Source organism: Micromonospora nigra (assembly GCF_900091585.1).
Classification (GTDB): domain Bacteria; phylum Actinomycetota; class Actinomycetes; order Mycobacteriales; family Micromonosporaceae; genus Micromonospora; species Micromonospora nigra.
The window spans coordinates 2599039-2624403 of the sequence record NZ_FMHT01000003.1; the positions used below are offsets into that span (position 1 = coordinate 2599039).

Genomic DNA, 25365 nt, shown 5'->3' on the forward strand with positions numbered 1-25365 from the left:
GTCAGGTCAGGACTTGAACTCGGCGGTGGCGAACCGCTCGTCGGTGAGCGGGCTCGCCTTGACCCCGGTCACGTCCTTGCCGAACACGATCGCCGGCGGCGAGTGCGAGATCGGCACACCCGGCAGGAAGTTCATGATGTCGGCGTTGAGCTCCTTGTAGAGCGCCACCCGGGCCGCCTGGTCCGCAGTGGTGTCCGCCTTCTTGAACTTCTCGAACAGGGCCGGGTTGTTGAAGCCCCACTCGTCCTTCTGCCGGTCGAAGAAGGTGCCGATGAAGTTGTAGCCGTCGCCGTAGTCACCGGTCCAGCCGAGGAAGTGCAGGTCGTGGTCGCTGCCGGAGGTGGTGGCGTTGAGGTAGTCCGGGCTCCACTTCAGCGGGATCGGCTCGACCTTGATGCCGGCCGCCTGCAGGTCCGCCGAGACCAGCTCGAACAGGTCCTTCGGGTTCGGCATGTACGGCCGGGTGACCTCGGTCGGGTAGTGGAACTTCAGCGTCAGGTTCGACGCGCCGGCCTCGGCCAGCAGCGACTTGGCCTTCTCGACGTTGTAGTCGTACTTGGTGACGTCGCCGTTCCAGCCCTCGACGGTCTCGGGGAAGAAGTTCACCGCGACCTGGGCGCCCGGGGGCAGCTTCGAGTCGACCAGCGCCTGCCGGTTGATCGCGTGCGCGATCGCCTGCCGGACCTTCAGGTCGGCCAGCTTCGGGTTCCCCTTCTGGTTGATCGCCAGGTAGAGGATGTTGAAGGCCGGGCGGGTCAGGACGTTGAAGCCCTCACTCTTCAGCGGCTCGACGTCGGCCGGGCCGACCAGGTCGTAACCCTGGATGCCGCCGGAGCGCAGCGCCTGCTTGCGGGCGTTCTCGTCCGAGATGGTCTGGAAGATCAGCGTCTTCAGCTTGGCCTTCTCGCCGGCGTAGTCCTCGTTGCGCTCCAGGGTCAGCGTCTTGTTGGCGATGTCCCAGGCCTTGAACTTGAACGGACCCGTACCGGTCGGGTGCCCCGTCGCGTACGCCGGGTACTTGATGTCGTCGGCGCTGCCGGCCACGTTGCTGGCGTCGTACTGCTCCAGGGCCTTGGGGCTGTGCATGGAGAACGACGGCAGCATCAGGGCGGCCGGGATCTTGCTGGAGACCCGGGTGAAGGCGAGGTCGACCGTGGTCTCGTCCTTGGCGGTGCAGGACTTGAAGAGGCTCGGCGGCAGCGTGTCGTCCTCGTTGGCGGCGAAGCCACCCATGACGTCCTGCCAGTACGCCGTGACGTCGGGGCTCTGCATCAGGCCCTTGGCGTTGTACCACCGGTTGAAGTTGACGCACACGGCCTCGGCGTTGAAGTCGGTGCCGTCGTGGAACTTCACGCCCGAGCGGAGCTTGAACGTCCAGGTGGTACCCGCGGCGTCCGGGGTCCAGGATTCGGCGAGGCCGGGGCTGACCTTGGTACCGCCCTCCTCGGGGCGGACCAGCGTCTCGAACACCTGGCGCGCGACGCGCAGCGACTCACCGTCGCTGGCGAAGCTGGGGTCGAGCACCTTCGGGTCTCCGGCGACGCCGAAGACGAGGGTGTCCTTCTTGTTACCGCTGGAACCTTCATCATCGCGGTCGCTCTCGGCACAGCCTGCTACCGCGAGGGCCGCAGCCGCGATGGCCGCGAGCGCGACCTTCGGCCTGGATGCACGCATGGTGCTTCACCTCGTCCTAGGGGGTACGGACAACGTGGTGACAGGGGTCACCGATGGCGGTGACCTTAGCCCCCGTTAGGACCAGCCGGAAACCGCTGCCGAAGGGGTTGGTACCGGATCGTGTCCTACCCGACACGCGCCTGGCGTATGCCCAGCATGGACTACCTGCGAAGAGTCTTTTTGTCCGTTCTCAGATATGCGGATTTGTTACATCGATCGGCATCCGGATCAGCCCGCATGTCAGAACACACTGTGGAGTCCGACCGCCCCGCGCCCCCCACCCGCAACCCGCGGGGATCGAGGGACGGCGGACGGCTCAGACCGCCCGACGCCCCTCGAAGGCCCTACCGAGAGTGATCTCGTCGGCGTACTCCAGGTCGCCGCCGACCGGCAACCCACTGGCCAGCCGGGTGACCGCGATGCCCATCGGCTTCACCATCAACGCGAGGTACGTAGCGGTCGCCTCACCCTCGGTGTTCGGATCGGTGGCCAGGATCAGCTCCCGGACGGCGCCCCCGCCCAACCGGGCCATCAACTCCCGCACCCGCAGGTTGTCGGGCCCGATGCCCTCCAGTGGATTGATCGCCCCGCCCAGCACGTGGTAGCGCCCCCGGAACTCGCCGGTGCGCTCGATCGCCACCACGTCCTTCGGCTCCTCGACCACGCAGAGCACCTCGTCGGTACGCCGCGGATCCCGGCAGATCCGGCACTGCTCGGACTCGGCCACGTTGTAGCAGCTGGTGCAGAACCGCACCAGCTCCTTGACCTTGCGCAGCGCGCCGGCCAGCCGGTTGACGTCGGCCGGATCGGCGGACAGGACGTGGAAGGCGATCCGCTGGGCGCTCTTCGGGCCCACGCCCGGCAGCCGCCCCAGCTCGTCGATCAGATCCTGGATGGCACCCTCGTACATGAAGCGGCTCAGAAACCGGGCAGGCCGAGGCCGCCCATGCCACCCGCGACCGGGCCCATCTTCTGATCGGTCAGCTCGCGGGCCGCCTCGGCGGCGTTGTGCATCGCCGCGACCACCAGGTCCTCCAGGGTCTCCACGTCATCCGGGTCGACGACCTTCGGGTCGATCTTGATGCCCCTGACCTCGCCGGAACCGGAGACCGTCACGGTGACCAGCCCGCCGCCCGCCGTGCCGGTCACCTCCGCCTCGGCCAGTTCGGCCTGCGCCTTGGCGATCTGCTGCTGCATCTTCTGCGCCTGCTTCAGCATCTGCTGCATGTTCGGCTGTCCACCAGGGCGCACGGAGACTCCTTCGACTCGTCTGCTCGACCGCCGCCAGCCTATCGGGCGGCACCGACCGCACTCGTCGGCGCGGCAGGCACCCCGACGGGTTCCCCGGACGGGCCGGGGCGCGGGACGGGGCGGGGCGGGCCCGGGGCGGGGCCGTGTCCGGGGCGGGCCCGTGTCCGGCCTTCCGCTACCGGGTGTCCACCTCGCTGATCTTCTCCGCGCCGAACGCCTCGCGGAGCAGCCGTACGGCCTGCTCCTCGCTCGACTCGCGGGCGGTCTTCTCGTCGATCACCTCGTCCAGCGGCTCGTCGCCCGGGTCGAACCCCTCGTACCCCGGCCTTGTCGCCGGGGTACCGCCGGGGCGTCCCCCACCGCCGCGGACCGGGCCGTCGAAGTCCGGGTCGTACGGCGGCTCGCCGGCCCAGTCGGCGTCCGCCGTCTTGCGGGTCGCCTGGGCGGGACGTGGACCGCGCCCGGCCGCCGCCGCGCGGGCCGCCGCGATCGCGCTGCTCACCGGAGCACCGTTGGCTGCCGACGCGGCCTGAACAGGCACGGGCCGGGACGCCGAACCACCTGCCCCGGCGGCGCTCTGCGCCGTCGCGGCGACAGCCGACGGGCCAGCGGGCGTCGCGCCGGTGCCCTGGCGGCCGGCGGGTGCCGCGCCGGGGCCCTGCACACCGGCGGGAGTCTCGCTGGCCCCCTGCGGGCCGGCAGGCGTCGCCGCACCACCGGCGGGTGCCGGGCCGGACGGTGTCGGAGCGGGCGGTGTCAGGCCCCGGTCACCACCCGGGCGGGCCGCCTCCGGCCAGTCACCGTCGTCGTCCCCGGAAGCAGCGGCGGACACCGGGCCCGAACCGCCCGGCCTGGCCGGCTCGGGCCAGTCGTCGTCGGAAGACCCCGCCTGGGCGGCCGGCGCGCCGGGGCGGCCGGCCCTTCCACCCTCCGGTGGAGACGCGGCGGGCGGAGCGGGTGGGGCGGACGTCGGTCGGGCCGGTGGGGACGCGGCGCGCGGACCGCCGAGCGGCACCCCGCCCCGCTCGCCGGCCACCTCGCACCGGATCTGCCAGCGCCCGCCCAGTTCCTCGTAGAGCGCGTCGGTGAGCACCTGGGCATGGTCGGCCATCATCTTGGCCAGCACCGAGGACTTCACGGTCAGCACCAACGCGTCACCGTCGAGGTCACGGACGACCGCGTCGCGCATCAGTGCCGCGATCCGCTTGTTGGTGCGGTTGACCTTGCCGACCACCTCGGGCCAGACCCGGCGTACCGCGACCGCGTCCAGCGCGCCGGGGGCCGACGCGCCGGGCCGGGGCGGCTCCGGGGTGGCCGGGTCCGGCATGACGGCCGACGCCGGCACGGCCCGCCGCGCGGGCGGGTCACCCGGGCCGGAGTCGCTCCGGCCAGGGGTCCCCCGCCCGTCGGACGCGCTCGCCGCGACGCCGGCGGAGGGGTCGGGGGTTGCGGCAGCCGCCGGCGTGCCGGCGGCCCCGGCCGTGGACGCGGCGTCAGCCGCCGCCGGGGCGGGAGGCTGCGGGCGTACCGCCGGGGGGTGGACACCGCAGGGGCGCCGGCGGCGACCGGCGGCGCGTCGGTGCCGGCGAGGGTGAGCCGGCGCTCCATGCGTTCCAGGCGCTGGAGCAGGCCACCGGCGGAGTCGTCGGCGCCGGGCAGCAGCATGCGGGCGCAGATCAGCTCCAGCAGCAGCCGGGGCGCGGTGGTGCCGCGCATCTCCACCAGGCCGTCGTGCACGAGGTCGGCGCAGCGGGACAGGGTGCCCGGCCCGAGTTGCTGGGCCTGGGCGGCCATCCGCTCGATCTGGTCGGTCGGCCCGTCGATCAGACCCTTGGCGGCGGCGTCGGGCACCTGCTGGAGCACGATCAGGTCCCGCAGCCGCTCCAGCAGGTCGGCGGCGAACCGGCGCGGATCGTGGCCGGCCTCGGCCACCCGGTCGACGGTGGCGTACGCGGCGGCCCCGTCGCCGGCGGCGAGCGCGTCGCACATCTCGTCGATCAGCGCCGCGTCGGTGACGCCGAGCAGCGCGGCGGCCCGCGCGTAGGTGACGCCCTCGGGCCCGGCGCCGGCGATGAGCTGGTCGAGGACGGAGAGGCTGTCCCGGGCGCTACCCCCGCCGGCGCGCACCACCAGCGGAAACACCGCCGGCTCGACCTGCACGCCCTCGGCCTGGGTGAGCTGCTCCAGGTACGGCCGGAGGGTCTTCGGGGGATCAGCCGGAACGGGTAGTGGTGGGTCCGCGACTTGATCGTGCCGAGGACCTTCTCCGGCTCGGTGGTGGCGAAGATGAACTTGACGTACTCCGGGGGTTCCTCGACCAGCTTGAGCAGGGCGTTGAAGCCGGCGGACGAGACCATGTGCGCCTCGTCGATGACGTAGATCTTGAAGCGGCTGCTGGCCGGGGCGAAGAACGCCTTCTCCCGCAGTTCCCGGGCGTCGTCGACGCCGCCGTGGCTCGCCGCGTCGATCTCGATCACGTCGATCGAGCCGCCCCCGTCGATGGCCAGCGACCGGCAGGAGTCGCAGGTGCCGCACGGCTCGGGGGTGGGACCGTGCTCGCAGTTGAGGGAGCGGGCCAGGATCCGGGCGCTGGACGTCTTGCCGCAGCCGCGCGGCCCGGAGAAGAGGTACGCGTGGTTGAGCCGCCCGCTGCGCAACGCCTGCGACAGTGGCTCGGTGACGTGCTCCTGCCCGATGACCTCGGCGAAGGTACGTGGCCGGTACTTGCGGTAGAGGGCCAGTGCCACCCGTTCCGCCTCCTCTCGACCGAGCCATTCTGCGCCGGTGCGGCGCGGGTGACCACCCACCACCCCGTGACCCGACCCGCGGGAACGCTACCGACACCCGGAGACAGAAAGGCCTCCCGTGCACCCGGCAGAGCTCGCTTATCCTTGCTGCCTTCCGGCCCTGGGGAGGTTCACGAGATACCGCCGCACGGGAGGTGAGTCCCACCCTACCCGACGACAGGTCGATCTTCAGGGGGTGGTGGGGTGGCCCACGCCGGGGAGACCTGTATTCTGGCTCGCGGAGGATTCGCCTAGAGGCCTAGGGCGCACGCTTGGAAAGCGTGTTGGGTTCACACCCTCACGAGTTCGAATCTCGTATCCTCCGCTCTCCTGAGCAGCACGAACGACAGGGCCGGCCCCACGGGGACCGGCCCTGAGTCGTCTCTACGGTCGCTTTCGTCTCAGTTTTCGTCTCACTTGCCCTGTTCCGGCTGGTCGGGCGGCGGCTCGGCGGACCTCTCCCCCGGCCCGGTCGGCAGGTCGCCCCAGAGCAGTCCGCCGAGTTGCTGCGCGATGTCCCGGCGTACCTGGTCGGTCATGTGCTGGTACCGGACTGCCATCGCCGAGTTAGACCAGCCCATGATGCCCATCACGGCGCGGCCGGAGACGCCGAGGACCAGGAGCGCGGTAGCGGCGGTATGCCGAGCGTCGTGCAGTCGGCCATCCCGCACTCCGGCGAGCTTGAGGAGCCGTTTCCACTCGTCGTAATCCGTCGCCTGGTGGATCGCCTCGCCGGTCGGCGAGGCAAATACCCATCCTTCGTCCCGCCAGAGTTGCGCGGCGGTTTCGCGCTCGGCGTCCTGTTCTTTCCGGTGCCGCCGCAGCAGGTCGACCAGCGCATCCGGCAGACCGATTGAGCGTCGACCGGCACGCGATTTCGTGTCAGCCGCAACCGGGCGTTCGTTCATCCGCTCGGGGCATTGACCGGGCAACCTCTGTTCGCACTTCCCGTCGCAGCCGTGCCGCCATTTCGGCCGAAGCAGTGCCCGGCGGACGGTAAGCGACCCGTTGTCCAAATCCACATCCGACCACTTCAAGCCGAGCGCTTCACCCTGGCGCAGACCGAGCGCCAGCGCCACCGCCCATCGCGCGCTGTTCCGCCGTGACGATGCCGCACGCAGGATCGCCTGTACCTCCGGAACGGAGTACGGCTGCACCTCGGAATCCGGCAGGCGGGGCGGCTTGGCCAGGGCGGCGGGGTTCCGGGCGAGGTGCCCACGGCGGACCGCTTCGCCGAGTGCCGTGCGGATGGTCCGGTGCGCCTGGTGGGCGGTGCCGGCCGCGCTGCCGTTGGCCATCATGCGGACGTACAGCCGTTCCAGGTGTTCCGGCTCTAGGCGGTCAAGGCGGTGGGCACCGACACCGGGAATCAGGTGCCGACGAACGGCGACCCGGTAGCCGTCGAGCGTGTTCGTACGGACCACCGGGCCGGCGATGTTCTCGACCCAGTGCGTTAGCCACTTCTCGACCGTCCAGCGACTTCCCGGCTTTCGAACCGTGCCGTTGTCGCGCTCCCGTTCCAGGGCTCGAACCTTGCGAATTACCTCGGCCTCGGTCTTCGCCTGAACGTGCCGCCGGTCCGGCTTGCCGTCGTCCTTGACGCCGACAGTTACCCGGCCATGCCAGTAGCCGTCACCGCCCTTGTAGATGCTGGATGCGCCGTTGGGCTTTCTTCCCACTCGTCGGGCTCCTTTCGTCAGGCGGCGTGGTCGAGGTCGGTCGGTTCGGCAAGCAGGCTCCGCACGTACTCGTCGAGGCAGAAGGTGGGTACGCGGCGGAGTCGGCCGATGGTGACGGTGCGGATTTGGCCGGTTTTGATGAGGGCGTACATGGTGGTGCGTCCGATGCCGAGTCGGTGGGCGGCTTCTTCGATGGTCAGGACGACGCGGTTTTCTGGGGTGGGCACGGCTTTCTCCCCGTGGTTCGGTTGGTCTGAGAGCGCCGGTGGCGGGCGTTCTCCGTGGGCGAGGGTCAGATGCTGGGCGACGAGGACAGATCGATGGAGACCGTTGTGGCGGCCCGCCGAGAGCGCCGGAGAGCCAAGATCTCGGACAGGTCGGTGCAAGGCGATGCGCCGGGTCGACTCAAGGGCTCTCAGGGGGTCGCCTGCGTGGTTCGGCGGCAGGTGGTTGTGCGTTGCTGCGTGGGGAGGGCTGAACCATCTCCGCATCTCCGCATCTCCGCAAACAGGGCTGTGAGCTGGGCGGATGCTTGCGGAGATGCGGAGTGCCGCTGAGGGGTCATCTCCGCAAAGGGGTGTCATCTCCGCAGTGGTTGCGGAGATGCGGAGATCGACGGTCTTCGAGGTTCCGATCTCCGCAGAGTGTTTCCCCTGGTAGAGCGCCGTTGCTGCGGCGTTGCGGAGATGCGGAGATGGTTCAGCCGGTTCCGGGTCACCCTTGGTGGCGTTCGACCCAGAACACCGACCGGTCACCCCGGTCGTTGCGCCCTGCCCGGATGACGTGATCACCGCGCCACCGTCCGGCTTGCCCGGTGAGGAGCCGGCCGAGTTGCAGGGGGTTGGGTAGGCGGCCGTTGTGGGTGGTGATGAACTGCCCGTCCCACGGGTCATTGACGTCGCTGCCGAGGTGCATCGGTTCCGCGTCCTGCCGTAGCTCAGCGGCGGTCATCGCACGACCGCCGTGGCGGTCGTGCCAGCAGGTGAGGAACGCGCGCCAGCGCGTTTCGTCCTCATCGATCTCACGAATGTCGGCCGCGTTGGTGAGGAACCCGTCGATGCCGTGGTGGGCGAGGAATCCGCCGAGGGCTTGCGCCCACGGCGTGAACTGCCGCATCGACAACCCCGACACCCTGGGTGCTCCCCGCCGCGTCCAGTCCAGGACGAGGACCAGGAGGTGCCACAGGACGGTGAGTTGGTTGCCGGGGTCGGTGATCCATTGGTCGAGGTGCGGGATACCGAACCCGCGTTGATCGCGCAGCTCCGGGCGAGGCATGTTCGGGTCGAGCCGTACCCGCACCGTGCGAGACGCCATGTCTCCACCAACTTGGAGGTTGTTGCCGGTGGCCATCCACAGCCGGTCGTTGACGGTGGCGACGTTGCGGGACGCGCCCAACTGCCGGTCGGACCAGACGCCGGAGGTGACGAGTTGGGCGAGGACGGCGGAGTCGATGACGGTGCCTTCGGCGAGGTTGTCCCAGATCACCACCCCGACCTGCTCGGCCAGAACCGCGGTGATGGACTTGCGGAGTTCTTCATCGGAGTAGGCCCAGGTCATCACACGTTGCCCGTAGAGCATGCCGGGGCCGGCGGTGAGGATCGTTTTGCCGGATGAGGGCATGGTGGCGTCGATGAGAGCGAACGGGGTCAGGGATCGGGTGAAGTGCCGCAGGATCGGCGTGGCCAGCAGCGCCACGTAGTTGGCCCGGTCGGCAGCGGATGCCCAGGGGAAGTCGCGCAGGAACCGGCCGAGCAGGAACGTGCGGGCCTGGTCGACCTGCTCGCGAGTGGGTTCGTCCGGCACCGGCGGCAGCGCCACCTTCGACGCGAGGTAGAGGCCGGTCGCCGGGTCATAGCCCGGCCGCTGCAACAGGGTGCCGTCACGGCGCAGCACCGGGGCACCGATGATCCCGCGCAGCGGCGGCACCCCCGGCCACGTCTTACCGGCCAGCACCGAGGACAGGATGTCGCGGGGCGGGGTCACCTCGTCTTCGTAGACCTCGGGGTCGCCGGTGTCGCTCTTGCGGGTCTTGAGCCGGTACACGTAGGCGTGTTGAGCGAGCAACCCGGCCAGACCGGCAGGGTTGACGGTGCTGGCGGCGACGGGCAGGGGTGAGTCTTCGTCGGCGGCGGTGGTGAGGCCACCGGAGACGGCTTCCATGTGCACGAGCTGCCCGGCCGACACATAGGTGTCGGGCAACAACCCGTCGACCAGGGCGGCTTTGAGAACGCGGATGGTTTCCGGGCCGGTGCCGATTTGCAGGCGGGTGGTCATGCTGCCGCCTTTCCGGTGCCGGCGATGCTGCGTGGGTTGCGTGCTCCGGTGCGCAGGCCGGACGCGATGGTGCGGGCGATCTCGGCGGGTCGGAGGCCGATGGTGAGGGCGGCGGGTTCGAGGACGGCGGTGACGTCGTCGTGGGTGAGCGCGCCTCCGGCGGCGAGTTGGCCGAGGGCGACGGCGGAGGTGAACAGGGCGTGGTTGCGTTGCCCGTCGGGGGCTGCGGTGAGGTGCGCGACCTGGCGGCGGATCGCGGCGGCGACGTAGCGGCCGTGCCGGTCGACCGACACCAGCGCTACCGACCGTGCCGCCGCCGGGCGTGGTGCCGGGGCGAGCTGGTCGGCGATCCAGGCCGGCAAGGGTGCCGGGTCGCAGTCGAGCGCCACCGAGTACGGGTGGCCGGCGGCAGTGCTGCCTGCGGCGACGACGTAGCCGCCGTGGGCGCGGGTGTCGACTTTCCAGCCGAGTCCGCCCCGGTCGCCGGTCGTGTTGCGCAGCTGCGGCCCGCCGGTGGGGTGCTGGTAGTAGAGGTGGCTGCCGCCGCTGGCGGTGGTGACGGTGTAGGTGACCTCGATACCGGCCCGAGGTGGCGTGTGGGGGCCGAACCCGCCGTAGGGGTCGGTGGGGGTGCCGTGGCGGTGGGCGAGGGTGGCGAACACGTCCAGGCCGTCACACGCCCCCGCCCATTCCGGCGGCGGGGTGTCGGCGGCGTTCTTCGGCACGTCGAGGTCGACCACGACGAGGCCGGAGGGGCCGCAGGCGATGCCGATGCCGTAGGGGCGCGTCGACCACGCCCGCCGGATGCGCTGCGGGTCGGTGGTGGCGCGGGGTTCCCAGCCAAGGTGCCGCCCGGCGGCGTGGCAGCGCGGGTCGTGGCCGGTGCAGTTCTCGGCGGTGTGGTCGGGGAACGCGGGTCGCTTGTCGTCGGGGCGTAGCGGGAAGACGTGCCAGCCGCGCGCGGCGTGGCCGAGAGCGGCGGTGAGCAGGTCAGCGTCAGGCATGGGGCTCCCTTCCGGTGGGGCTGGGGCGTGTATCGGTGTCGATGGGGGTTCGGGCTTTCCGGCCAGTGCTGCGGGGGTGTGGGCGGGGCAGCGCAGCCCCGGCAGGTAGCGGCGGATACCGCTGGTGGTGTGGCAGTAGCGGTGTTCGGTGCCGATCCAGTGGCCGCACCGGGTCACCGGCCTAGTGCGGCCGGCGGTCACCGGGCGGCCCGCCCGGGTCGCGGCCGGGCCGCGATCGCGGCGCGGGTGACGGCCTGGCGGAGGTCGCCGAGCAGGCCGACCAGTTGGCGGCGGGCGGCGACCTCGGTCGGGGCGAGGGCGATGCGGAGGCGTACCTCGGCGTGGTCGCGGCCGGCGGCGGTGCGCACCCGGACGAGGACGGCGCGAGCGCGGCCGGGAACGTCGACCACGATCTCGTCGGAGCGGTGTTCGCCGAGACCGCATCGGTGGTCCCGCCCGCACCACGTCGTGTGTCCGGCTCGGCCGGTGGTGCGGTTCATGGTTGGCCGTCGCGGTACTCGGCGCGGATGTAGTCGATGAGCCGGCGGCCGGGGCGGACACGGATGCCGGTGCCGTCGCAGCGGGTGCAGTCGCGGCGGGTGCCGATGCTGGTGTGGTGGTAGCGACGGCCGTGGCAGCGTCGGCAGCGTCCCCATGGCGACACCGCACACTTGATCAGGTATGACGCTGCGTAGATGAGGGTGGCGAGGCTAGCGAGCAGCAGGGTGAGGGTCACGAAATGCCTCCACGAGCCGGTTTGAGGGTGCGCAGGGCTTGCGCCGCTAGTTGTTAGGGCGCTGGCCAGGTGTCAGGTGGGTTGCTAGCGGGGGTGCTAGGTCTAGCGGGGGCCACCGCTAGACCTAGCAACCGATCGCTGTCCGGGTTAGGCGGCTTTGTCTCCGCGCCGCTTGTGACGCTCCGCAACCGCCCCGGCGATGTCGGCCCGGTCGATGCCGCGCCGGTTCGCGCCCTTGCCGGTGGTCGGGTCGGTGCCCCACACCTGCCCCGTGGTGACCCCGTACGGCTTGAGGGCCGCCGTCAGTTGGTCGCGGGTCAGGTCCCCGTACGCCTCCGGGTTCAACTCGGCGAGCCGCTCGGTGAGGGTTTCGGCCCACACCTTCGGCTCCGTCGCCGGGACCACGGTGAGGATGTCGTCCAACAGCGTGTCCCGGCGTACGGCCGGGGTCGGCGTGGCCTGCCCGATCGCGTGCCCGGTCAGCGTCCCGGCCGCCTCACGCAGGGCTCGCGCCCGGTCGGTGATCTTCTCAGCAGTCGGACCATCGACGTAGAAGGTGCGCACGATCTGCGCGTCGTCGGCCGCGCCGACGAGGTAGCCCACACCCTTGTCCTTCTTGGCGAACATGGTCGCCCGGATGCCGTTCTTGTACGCCGAGGTGCCGAGGATCATGTCGTTTTCGATCTGACCCATGACCCGCAGGCAGAACCGCGTCCCCGCATTCGCGCTCACGCCGGTGGGGAGGCTCTTGGCGTCGGGCCGCTGGGTGGCCACGACGAGGATGACGCCCAGGGCGCGGCCGAGCTTGATGATTTTCTCGGCCAGCTCGCCGGCTTCCTTGCCGAACTCCGGATGACTGAACAGTTCCTGCACCTCGTCCAGGGCGACGACCAGCCAGTGCAGGCCCAACTTCTTACGGCGGGCGAGGTCGGGGGTGACCTTGTTGTCCGGGCACACGGCCTTGGGTAGGCCCTTGATGACGGCGGCGCGGCGCTGGCATTCCTTGCGCAGCTCCCGCAGCGCGATCAGGCCCTCTTCGGCGGTGTCGTCGTCCTGCCCGGACGCGTACCGGGCCGACACCTTTTCGAGGGGGTCGAGTCCGCCGGTGCCCTTGAAGTCGAAGCACCACAACTCAGCGTACGGGTCGAGGGCTGCCGCGAGCATGGGGACCTGGGTGGCGGCGGTCTTGCCGTAGCCGGGAATCGACCCGATCAGCAGGTTCGTGTAGAGCAGGTCGATGGAGATGACCCGGCCGCGCGGGTCGGTGCCGAACGGCACCGGCCTGCCGAGGTCGAACCCGCCGGACGCCTTGAGCAGCGGCCACGGCTTCGGTGGGGTGGCGGCCATGTCCTGATCCCCCACCCACAACAGCAGGCGGCCGGGGTGCACCTCGGGTTGTCCTTCGGGCCAGACGCAGCCGAGGGGGCGGGTGAGGCCGGCGGCGAGCCGGTCACGCCGCTCGATCACATCCCCAGCCGTGACGCCGGGCGGCAGGTCGATGTCGGCCCGCCAGCCAGGGCCGTCGCGGGTGATCGGGGCGGTGAAGGCGATCGCGCGGTGTCCCTGCTTGGCGATGGCTTGGGTGATGCCGGAGATGCCGAGCACGGCCAGGGCCCGCACCACCACATCCGAGGTGAGTCGGGCAACGCGGGGGATGACCACGGCGGTGTCGAGTAGCGGCTTGTCGGCCGGCTGGCCGAGCATCCCGCACAGGGTGACCAGCAGGGCCAGGACGGCCCAGCGTGCCCACGGCGGCGCGAGGGCCACCGCGACACCACCGGCGAGGGTGATGGCGAGGGTGAAGGTGGCGACGATGCCCCGCCAGCGGACGCGCCGGTCACGCTGCCGGGACAGCTTCAGGTAGAGGTCACCGTCGCGGGTCTGGGAGGTCGACTGCCGCAACTGTTCACCTTCCCAGTCGAACACCCACCGGGTCGCACCCGACATGAGCCGGGCCGCACCAGCAGGGGCACGCAGGGCGAGTTTCCCGCCGTACTTCGGTAGGCGGGTGGCGTGATAGGCGGTGGTGTGCAGCAGATGCCCCACCGCCCACCGCATCACGTCGACCAGCTCGGCACGCGAGCACAGCCACGCGGGCAGGATCGGCCGACGCTGACCTGCGCGGACAGCCGACAGGGTAAACCGCGGTGACTTCTGCGCGTCCGGCGAGTCGACCAGCAGCGGGCCGGCGTCGGCCTGGTCGTCGTCGGGGTCGGGGGTGCGGGCGGCGCGGGCCGCGTCGAGGTCGACCACCTCGGCATCCGGGCCGGCGGTGGGGTTGGTGGGGTTGATGGGGTTGGTGAGGTCGCGTTCGGCGGCGTGCCAGTCGAAACGGTTGTCGTCGTGGGGGGACGTCATGATGGGGGTTCCTCCGGTCATGGGGATCGGTAGGGCCGGCGGCGCGGCGAAGGTTGGTCGCCAGGTGCCGCGCCGCCGGGCCAGCAGGAGCGGGGTAGTCGGGGCGGGTTGTTGGGGTGGGGGTTAGCGGCGCTTCTTGCGGTCGGTGCCGCCGGTGCTGCCGATGGCGGTTGCGCCGTTGCCGATCGCGCACTGACCGGTGACGGTGACGCGGCCGGTGGTGACCGTTCCGCCGCTGCTGGCGGTGGTGGGGTCGAAGGTGTAGTGACCGGCGGTGCAGATCGCGAGGGTGCCGGTGTCATCGACCGACACCGACCGGAAACCCTTGCCGCACTGGGTGCAGGACGAGATCGCCACGGTTTGCCTCCCTTGCGGCTGCCAGCGGGTCTGGCAACCTCCGCACCCCACCGGGCCAACCTCGGCAGGCTGGGCCGGTGAGGGCGGGGGTGGTCAGGCCGCGCAGAACAGGGCGGCGACGAACAGCCAGCCGATGTGCCACGACTGGTCCAGGGCGTAGGCGCCGGTGCCAAGGGACGGGTTGTCGTCGCGGCCGGGCCGGGGTGCGCCGAGGGCGTAGAAGCGTGCCGAACCGAGAGCAGCAGCGATGCGCTGGAGCGGGGTACGCCGGTCAGCGACGTAGTGCGACACCGCCGACACCGTCAGGCCGACCCCGACGCCCCACGGGTCGAGGCGTAGCCCGGTCGCCAGCACCATCGTGGCGAGGGTGATCAGGGCGGTGAGGGTGTAGGTGGCGACGTGGGCGGCGCACGCGATACGCCCGGCCCATCCGGGCTGGCCCTTGCAGTCGGCCTGCCGCTGGGTCTGCACCCAGTGGTCAGCGACCTGATGGGCGACGTAGAGGGTGGCGAACACGGCGGCGAACGTGGCGGCGTGTGCGCCGGTCGGATCTGCGAACATGGGTGGTCTCTCCCAAGGTCTGTTGGCTGAGGGGTGGAGGCCGGCGGCACGGCATCGGTTTGCAGGCCAGGAGCCGTGCCGCCGGGCGGGGCTAGTCGGTGATGCGGGTGCCGTCTGCGCGGCGCTGCCGTTCGTCGGCGGCCATGCCGTGAATCTCGCCCTGGACATGGGCGGGCAGGTCACGCCACGCCTGGCGGGTGGCGTCGTCGCGGTGGATCTGCGTCACCGCCCACTCAGCGACCAGGTTGGCCAGGTCTCGGCTGGTGGCCTTACGGCGGGCCATCAGGCGTTCTCCCGCACGAGGTGAGCGAGGGCGGCTCCCATGCCGAGTACCGCGACCGGGAGGCAGGCCACGGCGGTGGTGATCCACCACGGGGCCGAGGTGACCCCGGCGGCGACGAGCAGGTGGTAGGCGACCTGGCCGAGCGCGCCGACGGCGAGGGAACCCAGGGCCGACCACTTCGCGAACCGGCGTGCCCGGTCCGGTACCCGCCCGGACAGCCACACGTACAGCGCGTACGCGCCGTAGGTTTCGACACCGATGGGCAGGGTGATCGCGGTGTTGATGCTGAATCCGTCAGCGATACCGGGCAGCGGGTGCACGATGCCGAACCCGGTGAGTCCACCGAGTCCGACCCACCCCGACCAGATCGCGACGAACGCGGGCAGCGCCAGCAGGATCACCGGCCACGCGACAGCGCGGCGGGCGGGCCGGGGCGTGATGTTGGTGCCCAGGTCTACGACGGGTGCAGGCTGCGCCGACACCAGCGGCAGAGTGTCGTCGGCGGTCGGCGGCAGGTCCACCACCGGGCCGGCGTCGACCGAGGCGGGCGGGGCAGGCTCGGCCGGGTCCGCTGCCGGGCCGGGGTTGGGGTCGGGTTCGGGGTCGGCCGGCGGTGCGGGGGTGGGGTGTGGGGTGCGGGTCAGTTCGGCGAGGATCGCGTCGGCCTTCGGGCCGCCCACCCGCAGTTCCTTCTTGATGCGGTTACGGGACGGCAGCGTGCCGAGCTGCGCGGCCAGGTCGCGGGCGGCGGGCACGAGTTCCTCTACCGGCTTCGGATACGCCGACAGCGTGGGGGCAGTCATCAGGGGGAACCTCCGGTTCAGTCGGTGAGAAGGTCGGCGAGCAGGTCACGGTGGGCGGGGAAGACGGTGCCGGCGTAGACGTCGGCCAGGTGGCGCACCAGGCCGGCGAAGTCGACGGCGGGTACCCAGGCAGCGCGGCGGGCGTCGTCGCGGCCGGTCACGTCGGGCAGGCAACGCCAGCCGTCGCCGAGGTCGATGTGGACGGGGGTGGTGACCATCCATGCCTCGTCGGAGGCGCGGGGGTCGGGCACGTAGCGCGCCGGCAGGCGGGTGTGGCGCTCGCTGGCGCGGTCCAGGATCAGACCGGTTTCCTCGGCCAGTTCCCGCAACGCGGCGTCGGTGGGGTCTTCGCCGGGGTCGAGGTAGCCGCCGGGCAGCGCCCACCCATGCCCGTCGCCCCGCTCCACCAAGAGCAGCCACCGCCACCCGCCAGTGGTGGCGGTGACGATGGCGTCGGCGCACTGTTGCTCGCCCCAGTGGCCGAGCTGGTTGCGGCCGTAGCGGATACCGGTCGGCGCGTACGGGTTGACCGGACGCCCATCCACGAGGGGAAGGGGATCGCGGCCTGCTGGCGGCGTGGTGTCCAGTCGATAGCGGTGGGGTCCATGGTCGGGTCGGCCCACACCGCGCCTGCGGCGATGCCGTCGAGCACGGACGGGTCGGTGTAGTCGACAACCATCACGCCACCGCCAGGGCGGTGAGCTGGTCGGTGGTCGAGGGGTCGAGGGTGTCGCCGTCGGTGTATTCGCGGGCGTGGGCGAAGATCTCCCAGCCGTGCCACGTCGGGTAGGCCGACACCGCCCGAAACGGGCGACCGTCGGCGTTGGTGCTCTGACGCTCCGGGCTGGTGAGCAGGTCGGGGCTGTCCAGTCCGGCCAGGTGCAGCCAGGAGCGCAGCTCGGCGATGCTGTCGAAGTCGACGGCCATCGAGGTGCCGTCGGAGTGCACGGTGATCGCGGTCGGGTTGGCCAGTAGCAGCAGCTCGGCCATGAGGGCGCGTCGGTTCTTCCGGATACTCAACGCGGGCTCTCCTTCACGAGGGGGAACAGTCGAGGCACTCGCCGAGCGAGCGCGGGATGAAGTAGGGCCGCACCAGCCGGCAGGTCGGGCAGGTGCGGCGGGCCAGCAACGCCGCGGCGATCGCACGCCGCTGCGCGGGGGTGGCGGTGCGCTTCGGCCGGGCCAGATCCAGCCGGTACAGGTAGGCGGCGCGGGTGCCGCCGATACCGCGCCAGAGGATCTGGGCGGCGACAGGTTGGCCACCGGGGCGCAGGCCGGCGGCGCGTAGTTGACGGCGGGTGGCGTAGCCGGCGGGTGCGCCGCGCCACCAGAAGGTCGGAATGCCGTACCGCGACCCGTCCGGGTCGTAGTAGGCGGCGCGGATACGCGACATCAGGCGACGCGGTCGGGGCCGGTGGTGCGGTCGGCCAGGTCGGCGGCGGCGCGGGTCACGCGGGACTCAGCCCGACGCAACCGACGCCAGTCCAGCACCGTCGGGCCGCCGTGATCCTCGGCGTAGAGCAGGATGATTTCGGCATCGAGTACGTCCAGCTCGGCCGCGATCAACGGCCACTCCGCCTCGATCGCAGCCAGGTCAGCGGCGGTCGGCTCGGCGGTGACAGGGGCGAGGTGCTTCCGCACGGGAAACCTCCGGGTAGTCGGTGTCAACACGGGAGGGCGTGGCGGCGCGGGCCGAAGCTCGCGCCTCCACGCGATTCAGGGGGATGAGCTGCACGGACCTCAGCCGTGCGCGGCAGCCGTCGACCCCGTAGGCGGGATCGCGGCCCGGCGCTGACGCGCCGACCTTTTCGGTGGGAGGTGCGGCCCGATGCAGTTGTCACAGGACGTGCGCACGGCGACTCGTAGGCGCGCAGCGCCGCTAAGCGCTGCCTTCCCCGGTAGCCAACCGGCGGCATAGCTGATTTCAGCGCTAAAATTAGCGCTAATGTTGTGCGGTGTCAACGAGGAGGGGGACTAGGATCAGCGGATCAGGCAGTCAGACAGGGGGACGTCGGGTGGAGGATTGGCAGGCTGTAGCCAGCGCCATCAACGGCCGGATGGCTGAGTTGCCGATGACTCAGCAGGAGTTGGCCGAACGGTCCAAGGTGTCGGCGGCCACCCTGCGGGAGCTGCAATACGCGACCGCGACCCGCAAGCGGTCGGCCCGTACGCTCGCCGCGATCTCTCAGGCTCTCGGCTGGCCGGATGACTACCTCCGTGCCGTGCTGGCCGGGACTACGCCTCCTAGTGGCGGTGGGAGTGCTGGGCGGGCGGACAGTTCGTCGCTGGTGCTCGCGCGCCTCGATCAGATTCACGCCGAGGTGCGGAGGCTCGCGGATGCTGTGGAGCGGCTCGCGGTCGGTGTTGGACATGCCGACAAGGACACCAGTTCTGGGCGCGCATCCGAACGCCGTTCGCCAGCCGGGTAAGCGCCATCTACTAGGCATCGACTAGGCACGGTTTGATCGTCGGTGCCTACGCCAGCAAGGAGGATCGTCGTGTCTGCTCGTGCCAGCGACGCCACCCCGAATCTCGCGCTCTACAACCTTCGAGACGGGGCGGGCGAGACTCAGCAGGACGTCGCGGACGGGCTGAACCGCCTCGGGGCGGGGCGCGGGAAGCGGTTGGCCGTGACCGCCAATCAGGTGAGCAGGTGGGAGCGGGGAATCACGTTCCCGTCGGCGCTCTACCGGCAGCTCCTTGCCGAGCACTTCGGTGTCTCCGTGCAGGATCTCGGCCTTACTCGGCAGCGGGTCACGCCGCAGCAACGCGACAGTCCCGAGAACGACGACTCCGGAGGTTTCGCGATCTACCAGGATTCCGAGTCTCACCCACACGCCGAGGAAAGCCAGGAGGAGTGGCGGGCAGTCCGACGGAAGTTGAACACCCACCGGGTGCAGCTCGCCCGGGAGGCAGCGCGTCTCTATGACGTGGAGCAGCGAGTAGGCGACAGCGGCCTGATCGCGCCGCCGCAGTGGTTGCCGTCGGCTCCCGTCGAGTTGACGCAGTTCGGGATAGGGATCGCGCCGGAGGGCACCGCGCCCGTCGTCACCGGGACCGAGGATGCGTCAGCCGGCGTACGGCCGTTGGCGGCGGACGGGCGGCGGCACCAGCGCTACAGCCTCGCGCTACGGGATGTCGAGCAGCCCCGGCTCTTTGAGAACCGGCTTGCTTGGCATCTGGCGGGGGTCGACTGGAATCAGCGTGATCGGGCGCTCACGTTCACCACCGGTACGTACTTCGGTGGCGTTGACGTCTCAGAAGCGCTCGCGCACGAAATGGCGATGTACCACGTAGCCGGCGACGGGAGCGGCATCCTGCCGGCGTCCTGGCGGAACTTAAACTTCCGGCGGCTCGTAGGCGACCCGTTCACCCCCAGCCGTCGGCCGACGGCACCGTCAACCGACACGCTCACCCTGCGGGTGGACGACGACGGGGTCTCCTTCGTGCTCCACAACCGTGCTGCCGGCAACGTGGCCGTAGCCGGAGGAATGCTGCACATCATGCCGGCGGGAGTCTTTCAGCCGTCGAGCGTCCTCCCCGCCGCTCAGACGGCCGACTTCAACCTCTGGCGCAACATGATGCGCGAGTACAGCGAGGAGTTTCTCGGCAGCGCCGAGCACGGTGGCGAAGGCGAGCCGGCGGACTACACCGCCGAGCCGTTGGCGGCCTTCGACCGCGCCTATGCCGCCGGTGGTGTCCGGGTCTACTGCCTCGGAGTCGCGCTTGACGCACTCACCCTGTGGGGCGAAATCCTGACCGTCGCGGTGTTTGACGGGCCCACCTATGACCACCTGTTCGCCAACATGGTCAGCGCCAATGCCGAGGGGACCGTAGTAAAGACCGGTCGGGTACGGCCCACGTCAGCGCTGCCGTTCACCCGCCACACCATCGACGAACTGACCGCCAGCGGACGGCTGGCCCCGGCGGCAGCCGGATGCCTCCAACTCGCGTGGGAGCATCGCCGCACGATCCTAGGGAGAGGCTGACGTGCACGTACTGGTAACCGGCGGCCTCGGCTTCCTCGGCCACGCCGTCAGCCGCGAACTGCTCGCCACCGGCCACCGGGTCACCGTCATGAGCCGGGGCCGCGGTGACCGCAACCCGCCCCCCGGCTTCGAGCTGGTGACGGGAGACATCCGCGACCGCGCACGGGTCGCCGAGATCGTTCAGGAGGGCGGGTACGACGGAGTCGTGCATCTGGCCGCTCTGACCAGCGGCCGGGACTCGTTCGCCGACCCGCTGAGTTACTTCGATGTCAATGCGACCGGCACTCTGAACCTGCTCATGGCTTTAGACGCTGCGCGCACGACCACCGCGCCGGCTCTGGTCTTCGCCTCCACCAACATCGTCTACGGATCGCAGCACCACGGCGCACTGTCCGAACACCTCGACCCCCACCCGGAGAGCCCGTACGCGGCGTCGAAGGTCGCGGCCGAACACATGGTCGCGGCCTACGCGGCAACCGCAGCAATCGGCGCGATCATCGTCCGGCCCTTCAACATCGCCGGGGCCGTTGACGGCGTCACCGACACCGACCGCGCGCGGATCATCCCGAACGTCTTTCGCGCGATCACCGGCCAACTCGACCACGTCACCCTCAATGGCGACGGATCGGCAGTGCGAGACTTCGTTCACGTCGCCGACGCGGCCACCGCCATCCTGCTCGCGCTGGGCGCGTGCATTCCTGGGACCTGCCAGACCATCAACCTCGGCTCAGGTGTCGGAACGAGCATGGCCAGTGTGCTGACCACCGCCGAGCAGGTCACTGGCTGCCCGGTCCCTATCCACCATCAGTCACCCAAGCCTGAACCGCCGATCCTAATCGCGGACACCAGCCGGTCCCGTGCCGTCCTTGGCTGGACCCCAGCAAGGTCTATGTTGACCGACATTCTCGCGGATGCGTGGGAGGCATGGCCGGATGCATTGTCTGGCCAATTCTCTGCCACGTTGCCGAAACAGTCTCCGTAGAAACGAGGCGGCGCGAAGCGGCTGCGCCCAACGCATTCGAACCTTTGCCTTTCAAACCTCGACTCACTTCCGACGCCTCTGCAAGTCACGCCCACCCGAAGCGCACAGGGCTGGACTGCAAGTTGCTCGGCACTGAACTGGGCCAGGCCAGCCAATCGCCTCGGCAGAGGTCCCGCCTCTTGACGGGTGCCCACTCCGGTTTTAGCGATAATCCGACACTCTGACAATTCAAGCAAAGAAGACAAAGCGGCATTCATGCGATATGATCGGACGCAGCGGCCCCAGGAAGACTGCCTACCTCCATGCCAGGTATTGATCTTACCCGTCACGCAAATTAGGATTTCCGCATGTTGATGTCAGACTCTTTCGTCAGCGAAGCGGACATGTACCCTTCCGCCGCAGCGTGCAAGGATGTCCTAGCATCCACATTCGACGTCGCGGTTAATCACTTCTTTCAGGTCAAGGCGGCCGTTGGAATTCCCGATCTCGTCCTAGCGATCTTTGACGACCAGGAACTCGAATATCGCTCTCAGAATAAGCTGACGCCAATCGTCGACGCACCTGACGTAGCCGCCATGTCTTATCTGGGTAATCGATGGAGTGAGAAATGCTCTACCGCTGAGGTAGCCCAAGCGGTTGGCATGTCGGCCGGCTATATCTCGTCGGAGGTTCTTCCACGGCTAGTAACCGCCGGTCATGCCGAAAAGGTGGCTCGGGGCAAGTGGCAGGCTTGCCATTCTTTTCGCTCTACGGTTCGCCTACTGGTCACGGTCGAAGCCAAGGTTTCCGCGTGGAAGCAGGCGTTATGGCAAGCCCAGCGACATTCGGCCGGCGCTGACATGGCCTGGGTACTGCTTGACACCCGCGCAGTAGAGCCAGCTATGCGCAACCGAGCCTTCTTTCGGAAGATGTGTGTTGGGGTCGCCAGCCTTAATGTGTCGGGGTCATTAACTGTGCACCAACAGGCACCCGCCCGAGCCACCAGCCCCATCGAAAGAACGATCTTAGCTGAGCGCGTAATGCACCTCTACCTCTCAGGGAGGTCCGAGTGGGATTGGTCTTCGATGTTCGGGCTGGCGACCGGGCCTAAAGCATCTGGAGCCAGCTAGAGAGATGCTTAGGGTCATCCTTTCCTAGCAGCACCTGACTCTCGCGGAACTGTTGGGAACGGCGAACAATCCGGCGAACAGCTGCACGAGATCCGCCGGCAGAGATGGTGCCCTTAGCTGCAGCACACAACTGCCCTTGACTGTAGAGCGTGTGCCACTGGAGAATGCTCCGGTTATAAACGCCCGTTCCATCAACGGCCTCGCACCATCGACAGTCACACGGCAGGTAGCCCTTTTGGCCTACGAGTGAGCGGTGCGTCCGATATTCAATAGCGTGGATGAGCGCCCTCTCAAATATTCGCTGCACATCCGTAATATTCTGCTGGCGGCCGAATACTCGGTGCTGGAAAAATGCCTGCTGGGCTGCGGCAGTTCCCGTCCCGAAACCCTTTGCTCCATGTGCGAGGAAATACCAGCCCGTAAGGCCAGACTGCGGAAGAATTAGTTTTCTCTCCTCTTCCTCAGCCAGGTTGCTGAGCTCTTTGTAGAACGAAAGAACATCCGGGTCCCGAAGCAGCGGCCCACCTTCGTTATAGCGCCATTGCCCACGGACGTACCAAGTGTCAAACTGGTCACGTTCCAAAAGTTCGGCGAGCAGCATCTCCCCCAACGCTTTATTAGTCATAAAGTCGTGCGGCAGCGTCAAATTTAGGGCCATTCGCTCGTCGCCTCTCAAGAGCGAATGAAGGTGATCGCCCTCCTCGACCAAGTCTGCGATGCTTCGAGCAGCCGTAGACGGATTCAAAGCCCGTCCCGAAGTGAGGATAACGTTCGCCCCTGCCTGCCTTTGTGCCGCTACAACCTCTGAAACAAACTGGTCTTGGCCTACCATTCCGAGATAGGGAGCTCGATCCCGCATATTGCTGGCCTTGCGGGCCGCCCGCAGCCCAGCATCCTCGTTAGGGTACGAGGCAGGGTCTTCGCTCTCCAATAACAAAGAACCGCGGTCGGCCCAAAAGCCCTCAGGATCGGCGATGCGAATAGCCGCGACATGACAGTCAAAGACATCCGCGATTTTCTTTGGGGTATGACGTGGGATGCTTGTCACCACCCCGATCCCCAGCGCAGCACCGTTCATCGCATGTAGGCGACTCAGCACCTCTCTGCCTTGTGTGAAGTTGGGCTGGCCAGCGTGGTACAAGAACAGCAGCCTCTGCCCATCGATGGCTTGATCCCTTGAAGGAATCGCGGAGGCGATGCCGCTACGCGTGACCGAGCCGGGAGGCGGGGTAGAGACGACAGTGCCGGAAGGACCACCGGCGAGGACTAGATAGGCGGGATGCTCCTCGGCCAACTCCATGACCTCGTAGCGAGCCGGGGCCATGCTCTCCTGGGAAGTGCCACCCTCATTCTCGCTGAGTTCGTCGAGCTCATCCCACGGGTAGTCATCTGACCACTCTTCCTCGGCGTCCGCCACAGCTTCCTCCCCTATGCCTGCTCCAAGATCCGAAGATTGCTCCTGGTGCTACCGCGCCGGTGAGCCTGGACAGAGAGTAGTCGATCTAAGACACGGCGCAACCCCTCAGGGGTTTCAGCAGGTAGTGCACGGGACCCGCTCTCCACTGCCCGCAACATGGCATCGAAATCGTAGACCTTGCCATCTTCATAAAATGGGTGTTCCCTTCTGAGCACCTGATGCACCATGACGCCAACCGCGAACAAGTCGCTCGCCTTCTGCGCCGGCTGGCTGCGCAGCTGCTCAGGGGCCATGTAAGGCGGAGTGCCAAGGAATCCAGGGTAGACGGTCAGGGTGGCCGCGTCGACTTGCTTTGAAAGGCCGAGATCCAGGATGACTGGTTTACGCCAGTCGCCATTTCTCAAACCGACATTTGCAGGTTTCAAGTCGCGGTGGATCGTGCCACTCTCGTGAAGTTCATGCAACCCAGTTAGAAGCGCGGTGAGCAGGCTTCCGGCCTCCGTTTCAGTCGGCCACTCTTGCTTGCCTATCCGCTCAGCCATATCGCCACCGGCAATGTATTCGAATTCAAGCGCGGGATAGGTGCGGTCCCCGAATGCTAGGTGCGTCAGCCCGTAGAGACGGACCACATTCTCGTGATTTACACGCTGCAGTGCTTCTACCTCGCGCTCTACGCGGCGTGGGTCGGCGGGGGCACCGCACAAGATTTTGACCGCCCGCCCTCCGGCCTTCCACGTGTCACCGAAGGTACCGACACCAAGAAGAGCGGCATCCGATCCTAGGACCGAAGTTACGAGGCGTGGATCCAGTCGAGGGTTTGGCAAGGTCATGCACGTCAGCTTAAGGAATCAACACCGCGACTGGCGAGCGCCAACCGTTTTGTCTGGAATGATTCATTAGAGCAATTTGGCAGATGATGAGGCTCCTCATTGCTCCAGCATTCCTGTGACCGCCAGTGCTTGAAAACTGCCCAAGGTCCACCCCGCCGAGGCACCAGTCCGAGGCCGTCGCAGTTGTCGTCTCGTTCGGCTACGTCGGCGAACGAGAGACGACAGACTTTGAAAGGGTGGCGGACAGGCCGGGCGCGCGCCGTGGAACTGGAACAGTCAAAAACCCGACAGCGTCGCGTGACTGTCGATGGGCCTAGCCACGGCATGCTGCCCCGCATGCCATCGGTCAACTGGGACACTGTCGCCACCGCCGCCACCACAGCCCTGATCGTCACCATGGGTACCGAATATGCCGCTAAGCCGCGCCTTGAGGCCCGCAAGGAGCGAATCACCACCGCGCTCCGGTCGCGCCGTGAGCTATCAGCGGCGCTCATCGCCATCTGCCTGCCGGCAACGTTCCTCACCTTGGACATACCTAAAGAAGCGGAACCGCAGGTCCGCGAGACCCTGAAAGCAGAACGACAGCGCCAATACGAACGGATGCGCCAGCAGGTGCAGGCAATGACGGACAGCATGGACCGACACGCCAGCACCTTCCACTCCATGCCCATGAAGATCGTGATGTCATACATCGGCACCGTGCAAGGCGCCATGCTGTCAGCCCGTACCCGCCACGACAAGGCAAAGCTCATCCTTGAGTTGTCGCAGCAGATGGCGTTAATTCTTGACGGCCGCTGGTGGCAGGCGGTGGCGCGAGTAAGAGCGCTGCAGAGGTTCCACGAGCTTGTGGTCGAGAGCGAGAAGCAGGCGGACAAGGTACCGCAGCGCGAAGGGGAGACGGCGTCGCCAGTCGCTTAGGTCGTCCTCACTCCTCGGGAGCGGCACCTCCACGTTCCGCCAGTGCAGGTGGTTGAGGATCATGCCGAGCAGCTGTACGGCTTTCCACACGTCGCGCTGTCGAACCGGCACGGACGCGTGGTCGCAGACCTCGAAAGCGTGTGCGGCCAGTCTTGGGCCGTCTCAGTTGTCGTCTCGTTCGGCCACGTCCAAGGTCATCCGCTGAAGTCCCATACCGCGCGGACGTCGCTGCCTGGGACGGGTGCGAGCTGCGGTGAACGCGAGACGACAGACTTGGAAAGCGTGTTGGGTTAACACCCTCACGAGTTCGAATCTCGTATCCTCCGCTCTCCTGAGCAGCACGAACGACAGGGC

General features: G+C 68.6%; 24 protein-coding genes, 1 tRNA gene, 1 other RNA gene and 2 pseudogenes. 6 read left to right on the forward strand and 22 right to left on the reverse strand.

Annotation, left to right across the window (positions count from 1 at the left end):
* Positions 1-6: 6 nt before the first annotated feature.
* The 5 genes and pseudogenes from GA0070616_RS11100 to ffs all read right to left on the reverse strand — a co-directional run bounded on the left by GA0070616_RS11100 (position 7) and on the right by ffs (position 5869).
* On the reverse strand, positions 7-1674 hold the full coding sequence (locus GA0070616_RS11100; protein ID WP_091080484.1) for an ABC transporter substrate-binding protein: 1668 nt from the start codon (positions 1672-1674) through the stop codon (positions 7-9).
* 316 nt (positions 1675-1990) lie between these two features.
* On the reverse strand, positions 1991-2584 hold the full coding sequence (gene recR / locus GA0070616_RS11105) for a recombination mediator RecR (protein ID WP_091080491.1): 594 nt from the start codon (positions 2582-2584) through the stop codon (positions 1991-1993).
* Between the two features lie 8 nt (positions 2585-2592).
* Entirely contained in the window at positions 2593-2901 is a 309-nt protein-coding gene (locus tag GA0070616_RS11110) for a YbaB/EbfC family nucleoid-associated protein (protein ID WP_217628255.1), read from the reverse strand.
* Between the two features lie 199 nt (positions 2902-3100).
* A pseudogene (locus tag GA0070616_RS11115) lies at positions 3101-5672 on the reverse strand (DNA polymerase III subunit gamma and tau).
* A 107-nt stretch (positions 5673-5779) separates the two neighbouring features.
* Positions 5780-5869, reverse strand: an RNA gene (gene ffs, locus GA0070616_RS11120) — signal recognition particle sRNA small type.
* An 82-nt stretch (positions 5870-5951) separates the two neighbouring features.
* Between ffs and GA0070616_RS11125 the strand changes: the two genes are divergently transcribed.
* Positions 5952-6036: transfer RNA gene (locus tag GA0070616_RS11125), tRNA-Ser, on the forward strand.
* Positions 6037-6124: 88 nt separating this feature from the next.
* Here the strand turns inward: GA0070616_RS11125 and GA0070616_RS11130 are convergent.
* From GA0070616_RS11130 to GA0070616_RS11200, 15 genes and pseudogenes are all read right to left on the reverse strand, one after another.
* Positions 6125-7390 (reverse strand): tyrosine-type recombinase/integrase, encoded by a 1266-nt coding sequence (locus GA0070616_RS11130; protein WP_091080498.1) that lies wholly within the window; start codon positions 7388-7390, stop codon positions 6125-6127.
* 17 nt (positions 7391-7407) lie between these two features.
* Positions 7408-7617, reverse strand: a complete 210-nt coding sequence (locus GA0070616_RS11135; RefSeq protein ID WP_091080502.1) for a helix-turn-helix domain-containing protein — start codon at positions 7615-7617, stop codon at positions 7408-7410.
* 487 nt (positions 7618-8104) lie between these two features.
* Positions 8105-9664 carry a hypothetical protein gene (locus GA0070616_RS11140; RefSeq protein WP_091080506.1) on the reverse strand — a complete coding sequence of 520 codons (1560 nt, stop codon included), beginning with the start codon at positions 9662-9664 and terminating at the stop codon, positions 8105-8107.
* Positions 9661-10668 carry a bifunctional DNA primase/polymerase gene (locus tag GA0070616_RS11145; RefSeq protein WP_091080509.1) on the reverse strand — a complete coding sequence of 336 codons (1008 nt, stop codon included), beginning with the start codon at positions 10666-10668 and terminating at the stop codon, positions 9661-9663. The genes GA0070616_RS11140 and GA0070616_RS11145 overlap by 4 nt, the downstream gene beginning before the upstream one ends.
* A gap of 197 nt (positions 10669-10865) precedes the next feature.
* Positions 10866-11168: a hypothetical protein gene (locus GA0070616_RS11150; protein ID WP_091080513.1), complete on the reverse strand. Its 303-nt coding sequence runs from the start codon at positions 11166-11168 to the stop codon at positions 10866-10868.
* Positions 11165-11404 carry a hypothetical protein gene (locus GA0070616_RS11155; protein WP_091080514.1) on the reverse strand — a complete coding sequence of 80 codons (240 nt, stop codon included), beginning with the start codon at positions 11402-11404 and terminating at the stop codon, positions 11165-11167. The genes GA0070616_RS11150 and GA0070616_RS11155 overlap by 4 nt, the downstream gene beginning before the upstream one ends.
* A 147-nt stretch (positions 11405-11551) precedes the next feature.
* Positions 11552-13762 (reverse strand): FtsK/SpoIIIE domain-containing protein, encoded by a 2211-nt coding sequence (locus GA0070616_RS11160; protein WP_091080517.1) that lies wholly within the window; start codon positions 13760-13762, stop codon positions 11552-11554.
* Between the two features lie 123 nt (positions 13763-13885).
* A complete protein-coding gene (locus GA0070616_RS11165) occupies positions 13886-14119 on the reverse strand; it encodes a hypothetical protein (protein WP_091080521.1) in 234 nt (77 codons plus the stop codon).
* Between the two features lie 93 nt (positions 14120-14212).
* Positions 14213-14680 carry a DUF3307 domain-containing protein gene (locus tag GA0070616_RS11170; protein WP_091080525.1) on the reverse strand — a complete coding sequence of 156 codons (468 nt, stop codon included), beginning with the start codon at positions 14678-14680 and terminating at the stop codon, positions 14213-14215.
* A 91-nt stretch (positions 14681-14771) separates the two neighbouring features.
* Positions 14772-14963: a hypothetical protein gene (locus tag GA0070616_RS11175; RefSeq protein WP_091080529.1), complete on the reverse strand. Its 192-nt coding sequence runs from the start codon at positions 14961-14963 to the stop codon at positions 14772-14774.
* Entirely contained in the window at positions 14963-15766 is an 804-nt protein-coding gene (locus GA0070616_RS11180) for an ABC transporter permease (protein WP_091080531.1), read from the reverse strand. The genes GA0070616_RS11175 and GA0070616_RS11180 overlap by 1 nt, the downstream gene beginning before the upstream one ends.
* A gap of 17 nt (positions 15767-15783) precedes the next feature.
* Positions 15784-16445: pseudogene (locus tag GA0070616_RS11185) on the reverse strand (NUDIX domain-containing protein).
* Positions 16445-16756, reverse strand: a complete 312-nt coding sequence (locus GA0070616_RS11190; protein ID WP_091080534.1) for a hypothetical protein — start codon at positions 16754-16756, stop codon at positions 16445-16447. The pseudogene GA0070616_RS11185 and the gene GA0070616_RS11190 overlap by 1 nt, the downstream one beginning before the upstream one ends.
* Before the next feature lie 43 nt (positions 16757-16799).
* Positions 16800-17159 (reverse strand): RRQRL motif-containing zinc-binding protein, encoded by a 360-nt coding sequence (locus tag GA0070616_RS11195; protein ID WP_091080538.1) that lies wholly within the window; start codon positions 17157-17159, stop codon positions 16800-16802.
* Positions 17159-17407 (reverse strand): DUF6284 family protein, encoded by a 249-nt coding sequence (locus GA0070616_RS11200; protein ID WP_091080541.1) that lies wholly within the window; start codon positions 17405-17407, stop codon positions 17159-17161. The genes GA0070616_RS11195 and GA0070616_RS11200 overlap by 1 nt, the downstream gene beginning before the upstream one ends.
* 374 nt (positions 17408-17781) lie before the next feature.
* Between GA0070616_RS11200 and GA0070616_RS11205 the strand changes: the two genes are divergently transcribed.
* The 4 genes from GA0070616_RS11205 to GA0070616_RS27575 all read left to right on the forward strand — a co-directional run bounded on the left by GA0070616_RS11205 (position 17782) and on the right by GA0070616_RS27575 (position 21846).
* Entirely contained in the window at positions 17782-18195 is a 414-nt protein-coding gene (locus tag GA0070616_RS11205) for a helix-turn-helix domain-containing protein (RefSeq protein WP_175440042.1), read from the forward strand.
* Between the two features lie 69 nt (positions 18196-18264).
* Positions 18265-19755 (forward strand): helix-turn-helix domain-containing protein, encoded by a 1491-nt coding sequence (locus tag GA0070616_RS28705; protein ID WP_175440043.1) that lies wholly within the window; start codon positions 18265-18267, stop codon positions 19753-19755.
* Position 19756: 1 nt separating this feature from the next.
* On the forward strand, positions 19757-20737 hold the full coding sequence (locus GA0070616_RS11215; RefSeq protein ID WP_091080544.1) for an NAD-dependent epimerase/dehydratase family protein: 981 nt from the start codon (positions 19757-19759) through the stop codon (positions 20735-20737).
* Positions 20738-21084: 347 nt separating this feature from the next.
* Positions 21085-21846: a hypothetical protein gene (locus GA0070616_RS27575; RefSeq protein WP_139128875.1), complete on the forward strand. Its 762-nt coding sequence runs from the start codon at positions 21085-21087 to the stop codon at positions 21844-21846.
* Here GA0070616_RS27575 and GA0070616_RS27580 read toward each other — a convergent pair.
* Positions 21824-23263: a hypothetical protein gene (locus tag GA0070616_RS27580; protein ID WP_139128876.1), complete on the reverse strand. Its 1440-nt coding sequence runs from the start codon at positions 23261-23263 to the stop codon at positions 21824-21826. The genes GA0070616_RS27575 and GA0070616_RS27580 overlap by 23 nt on opposite strands.
* Before the next feature lie 11 nt (positions 23264-23274).
* Positions 23275-24093, reverse strand: a complete 819-nt coding sequence (locus tag GA0070616_RS11220; protein ID WP_091080547.1) for a serine/threonine-protein kinase — start codon at positions 24091-24093, stop codon at positions 23275-23277.
* A 261-nt stretch (positions 24094-24354) separates the two neighbouring features.
* Between GA0070616_RS11220 and GA0070616_RS11225 the strand changes: the two genes are divergently transcribed.
* A complete protein-coding gene (locus GA0070616_RS11225; RefSeq protein WP_139128877.1) occupies positions 24355-25011 on the forward strand; it encodes a hypothetical protein in 657 nt (218 codons plus the stop codon).
* The last annotated feature ends 354 nt before the right edge of the window (positions 25012-25365 follow it).

Bases quoted from the DNA above. Each gene is read 5' to 3' on its own strand.
- GA0070616_RS11160 (WP_091080517.1), bottom strand. From the start codon at position 13,762: ATGACGTCCCCCCACGACGACAACCGTTTCGACTGGCACGCCGCCGAA.
- GA0070616_RS11150 (WP_091080513.1), bottom strand. From the start codon at position 11,168: ATGAACCGCACCACCGGCCGAGCCGGACACACGACGTGGTGCGGGCGG.
- GA0070616_RS27575 (WP_139128875.1), top strand. From the start codon at position 21,085: ATGTTGATGTCAGACTCTTTCGTCAGCGAAGCGGACATGTACCCTTCC.
- GA0070616_RS11100 (WP_091080484.1), bottom strand. From the start codon at position 1,674: ATGCGTGCATCCAGGCCGAAGGTCGCGCTCGCGGCCATCGCGGCTGCG.
- GA0070616_RS11190 (WP_091080534.1), bottom strand. From the start codon at position 16,756: ATGGCCGAGCTGCTGCTACTGGCCAACCCGACCGCGATCACCGTGCAC.
- GA0070616_RS11145 (WP_091080509.1), bottom strand. From the start codon at position 10,668: ATGCCTGACGCTGACCTGCTCACCGCCGCTCTCGGCCACGCCGCGCGC.
- GA0070616_RS11220 (WP_091080547.1), bottom strand. From the start codon at position 24,093: ATGACCTTGCCAAACCCTCGACTGGATCCACGCCTCGTAACTTCGGTC.
- GA0070616_RS11180 (WP_091080531.1), bottom strand. From the start codon at position 15,766: ATGACTGCCCCCACGCTGTCGGCGTATCCGAAGCCGGTAGAGGAACTC.
- recR (WP_091080491.1), bottom strand. From the start codon at position 2,584: ATGTACGAGGGTGCCATCCAGGATCTGATCGACGAGCTGGGGCGGCTG.
- GA0070616_RS11140 (WP_091080506.1), bottom strand. From the start codon at position 9,664: ATGACCACCCGCCTGCAAATCGGCACCGGCCCGGAAACCATCCGCGTT.
- GA0070616_RS11195 (WP_091080538.1), bottom strand. From the start codon at position 17,159: ATGTCGCGTATCCGCGCCGCCTACTACGACCCGGACGGGTCGCGGTAC.
- GA0070616_RS11110 (WP_217628255.1), bottom strand. From the start codon at position 2,901: ATGCAGCAGATGCTGAAGCAGGCGCAGAAGATGCAGCAGCAGATCGCC.
- GA0070616_RS11175 (WP_091080529.1), bottom strand. From the start codon at position 14,963: ATGGCCCGCCGTAAGGCCACCAGCCGAGACCTGGCCAACCTGGTCGCT.
- GA0070616_RS11170 (WP_091080525.1), bottom strand. From the start codon at position 14,680: ATGTTCGCAGATCCGACCGGCGCACACGCCGCCACGTTCGCCGCCGTG.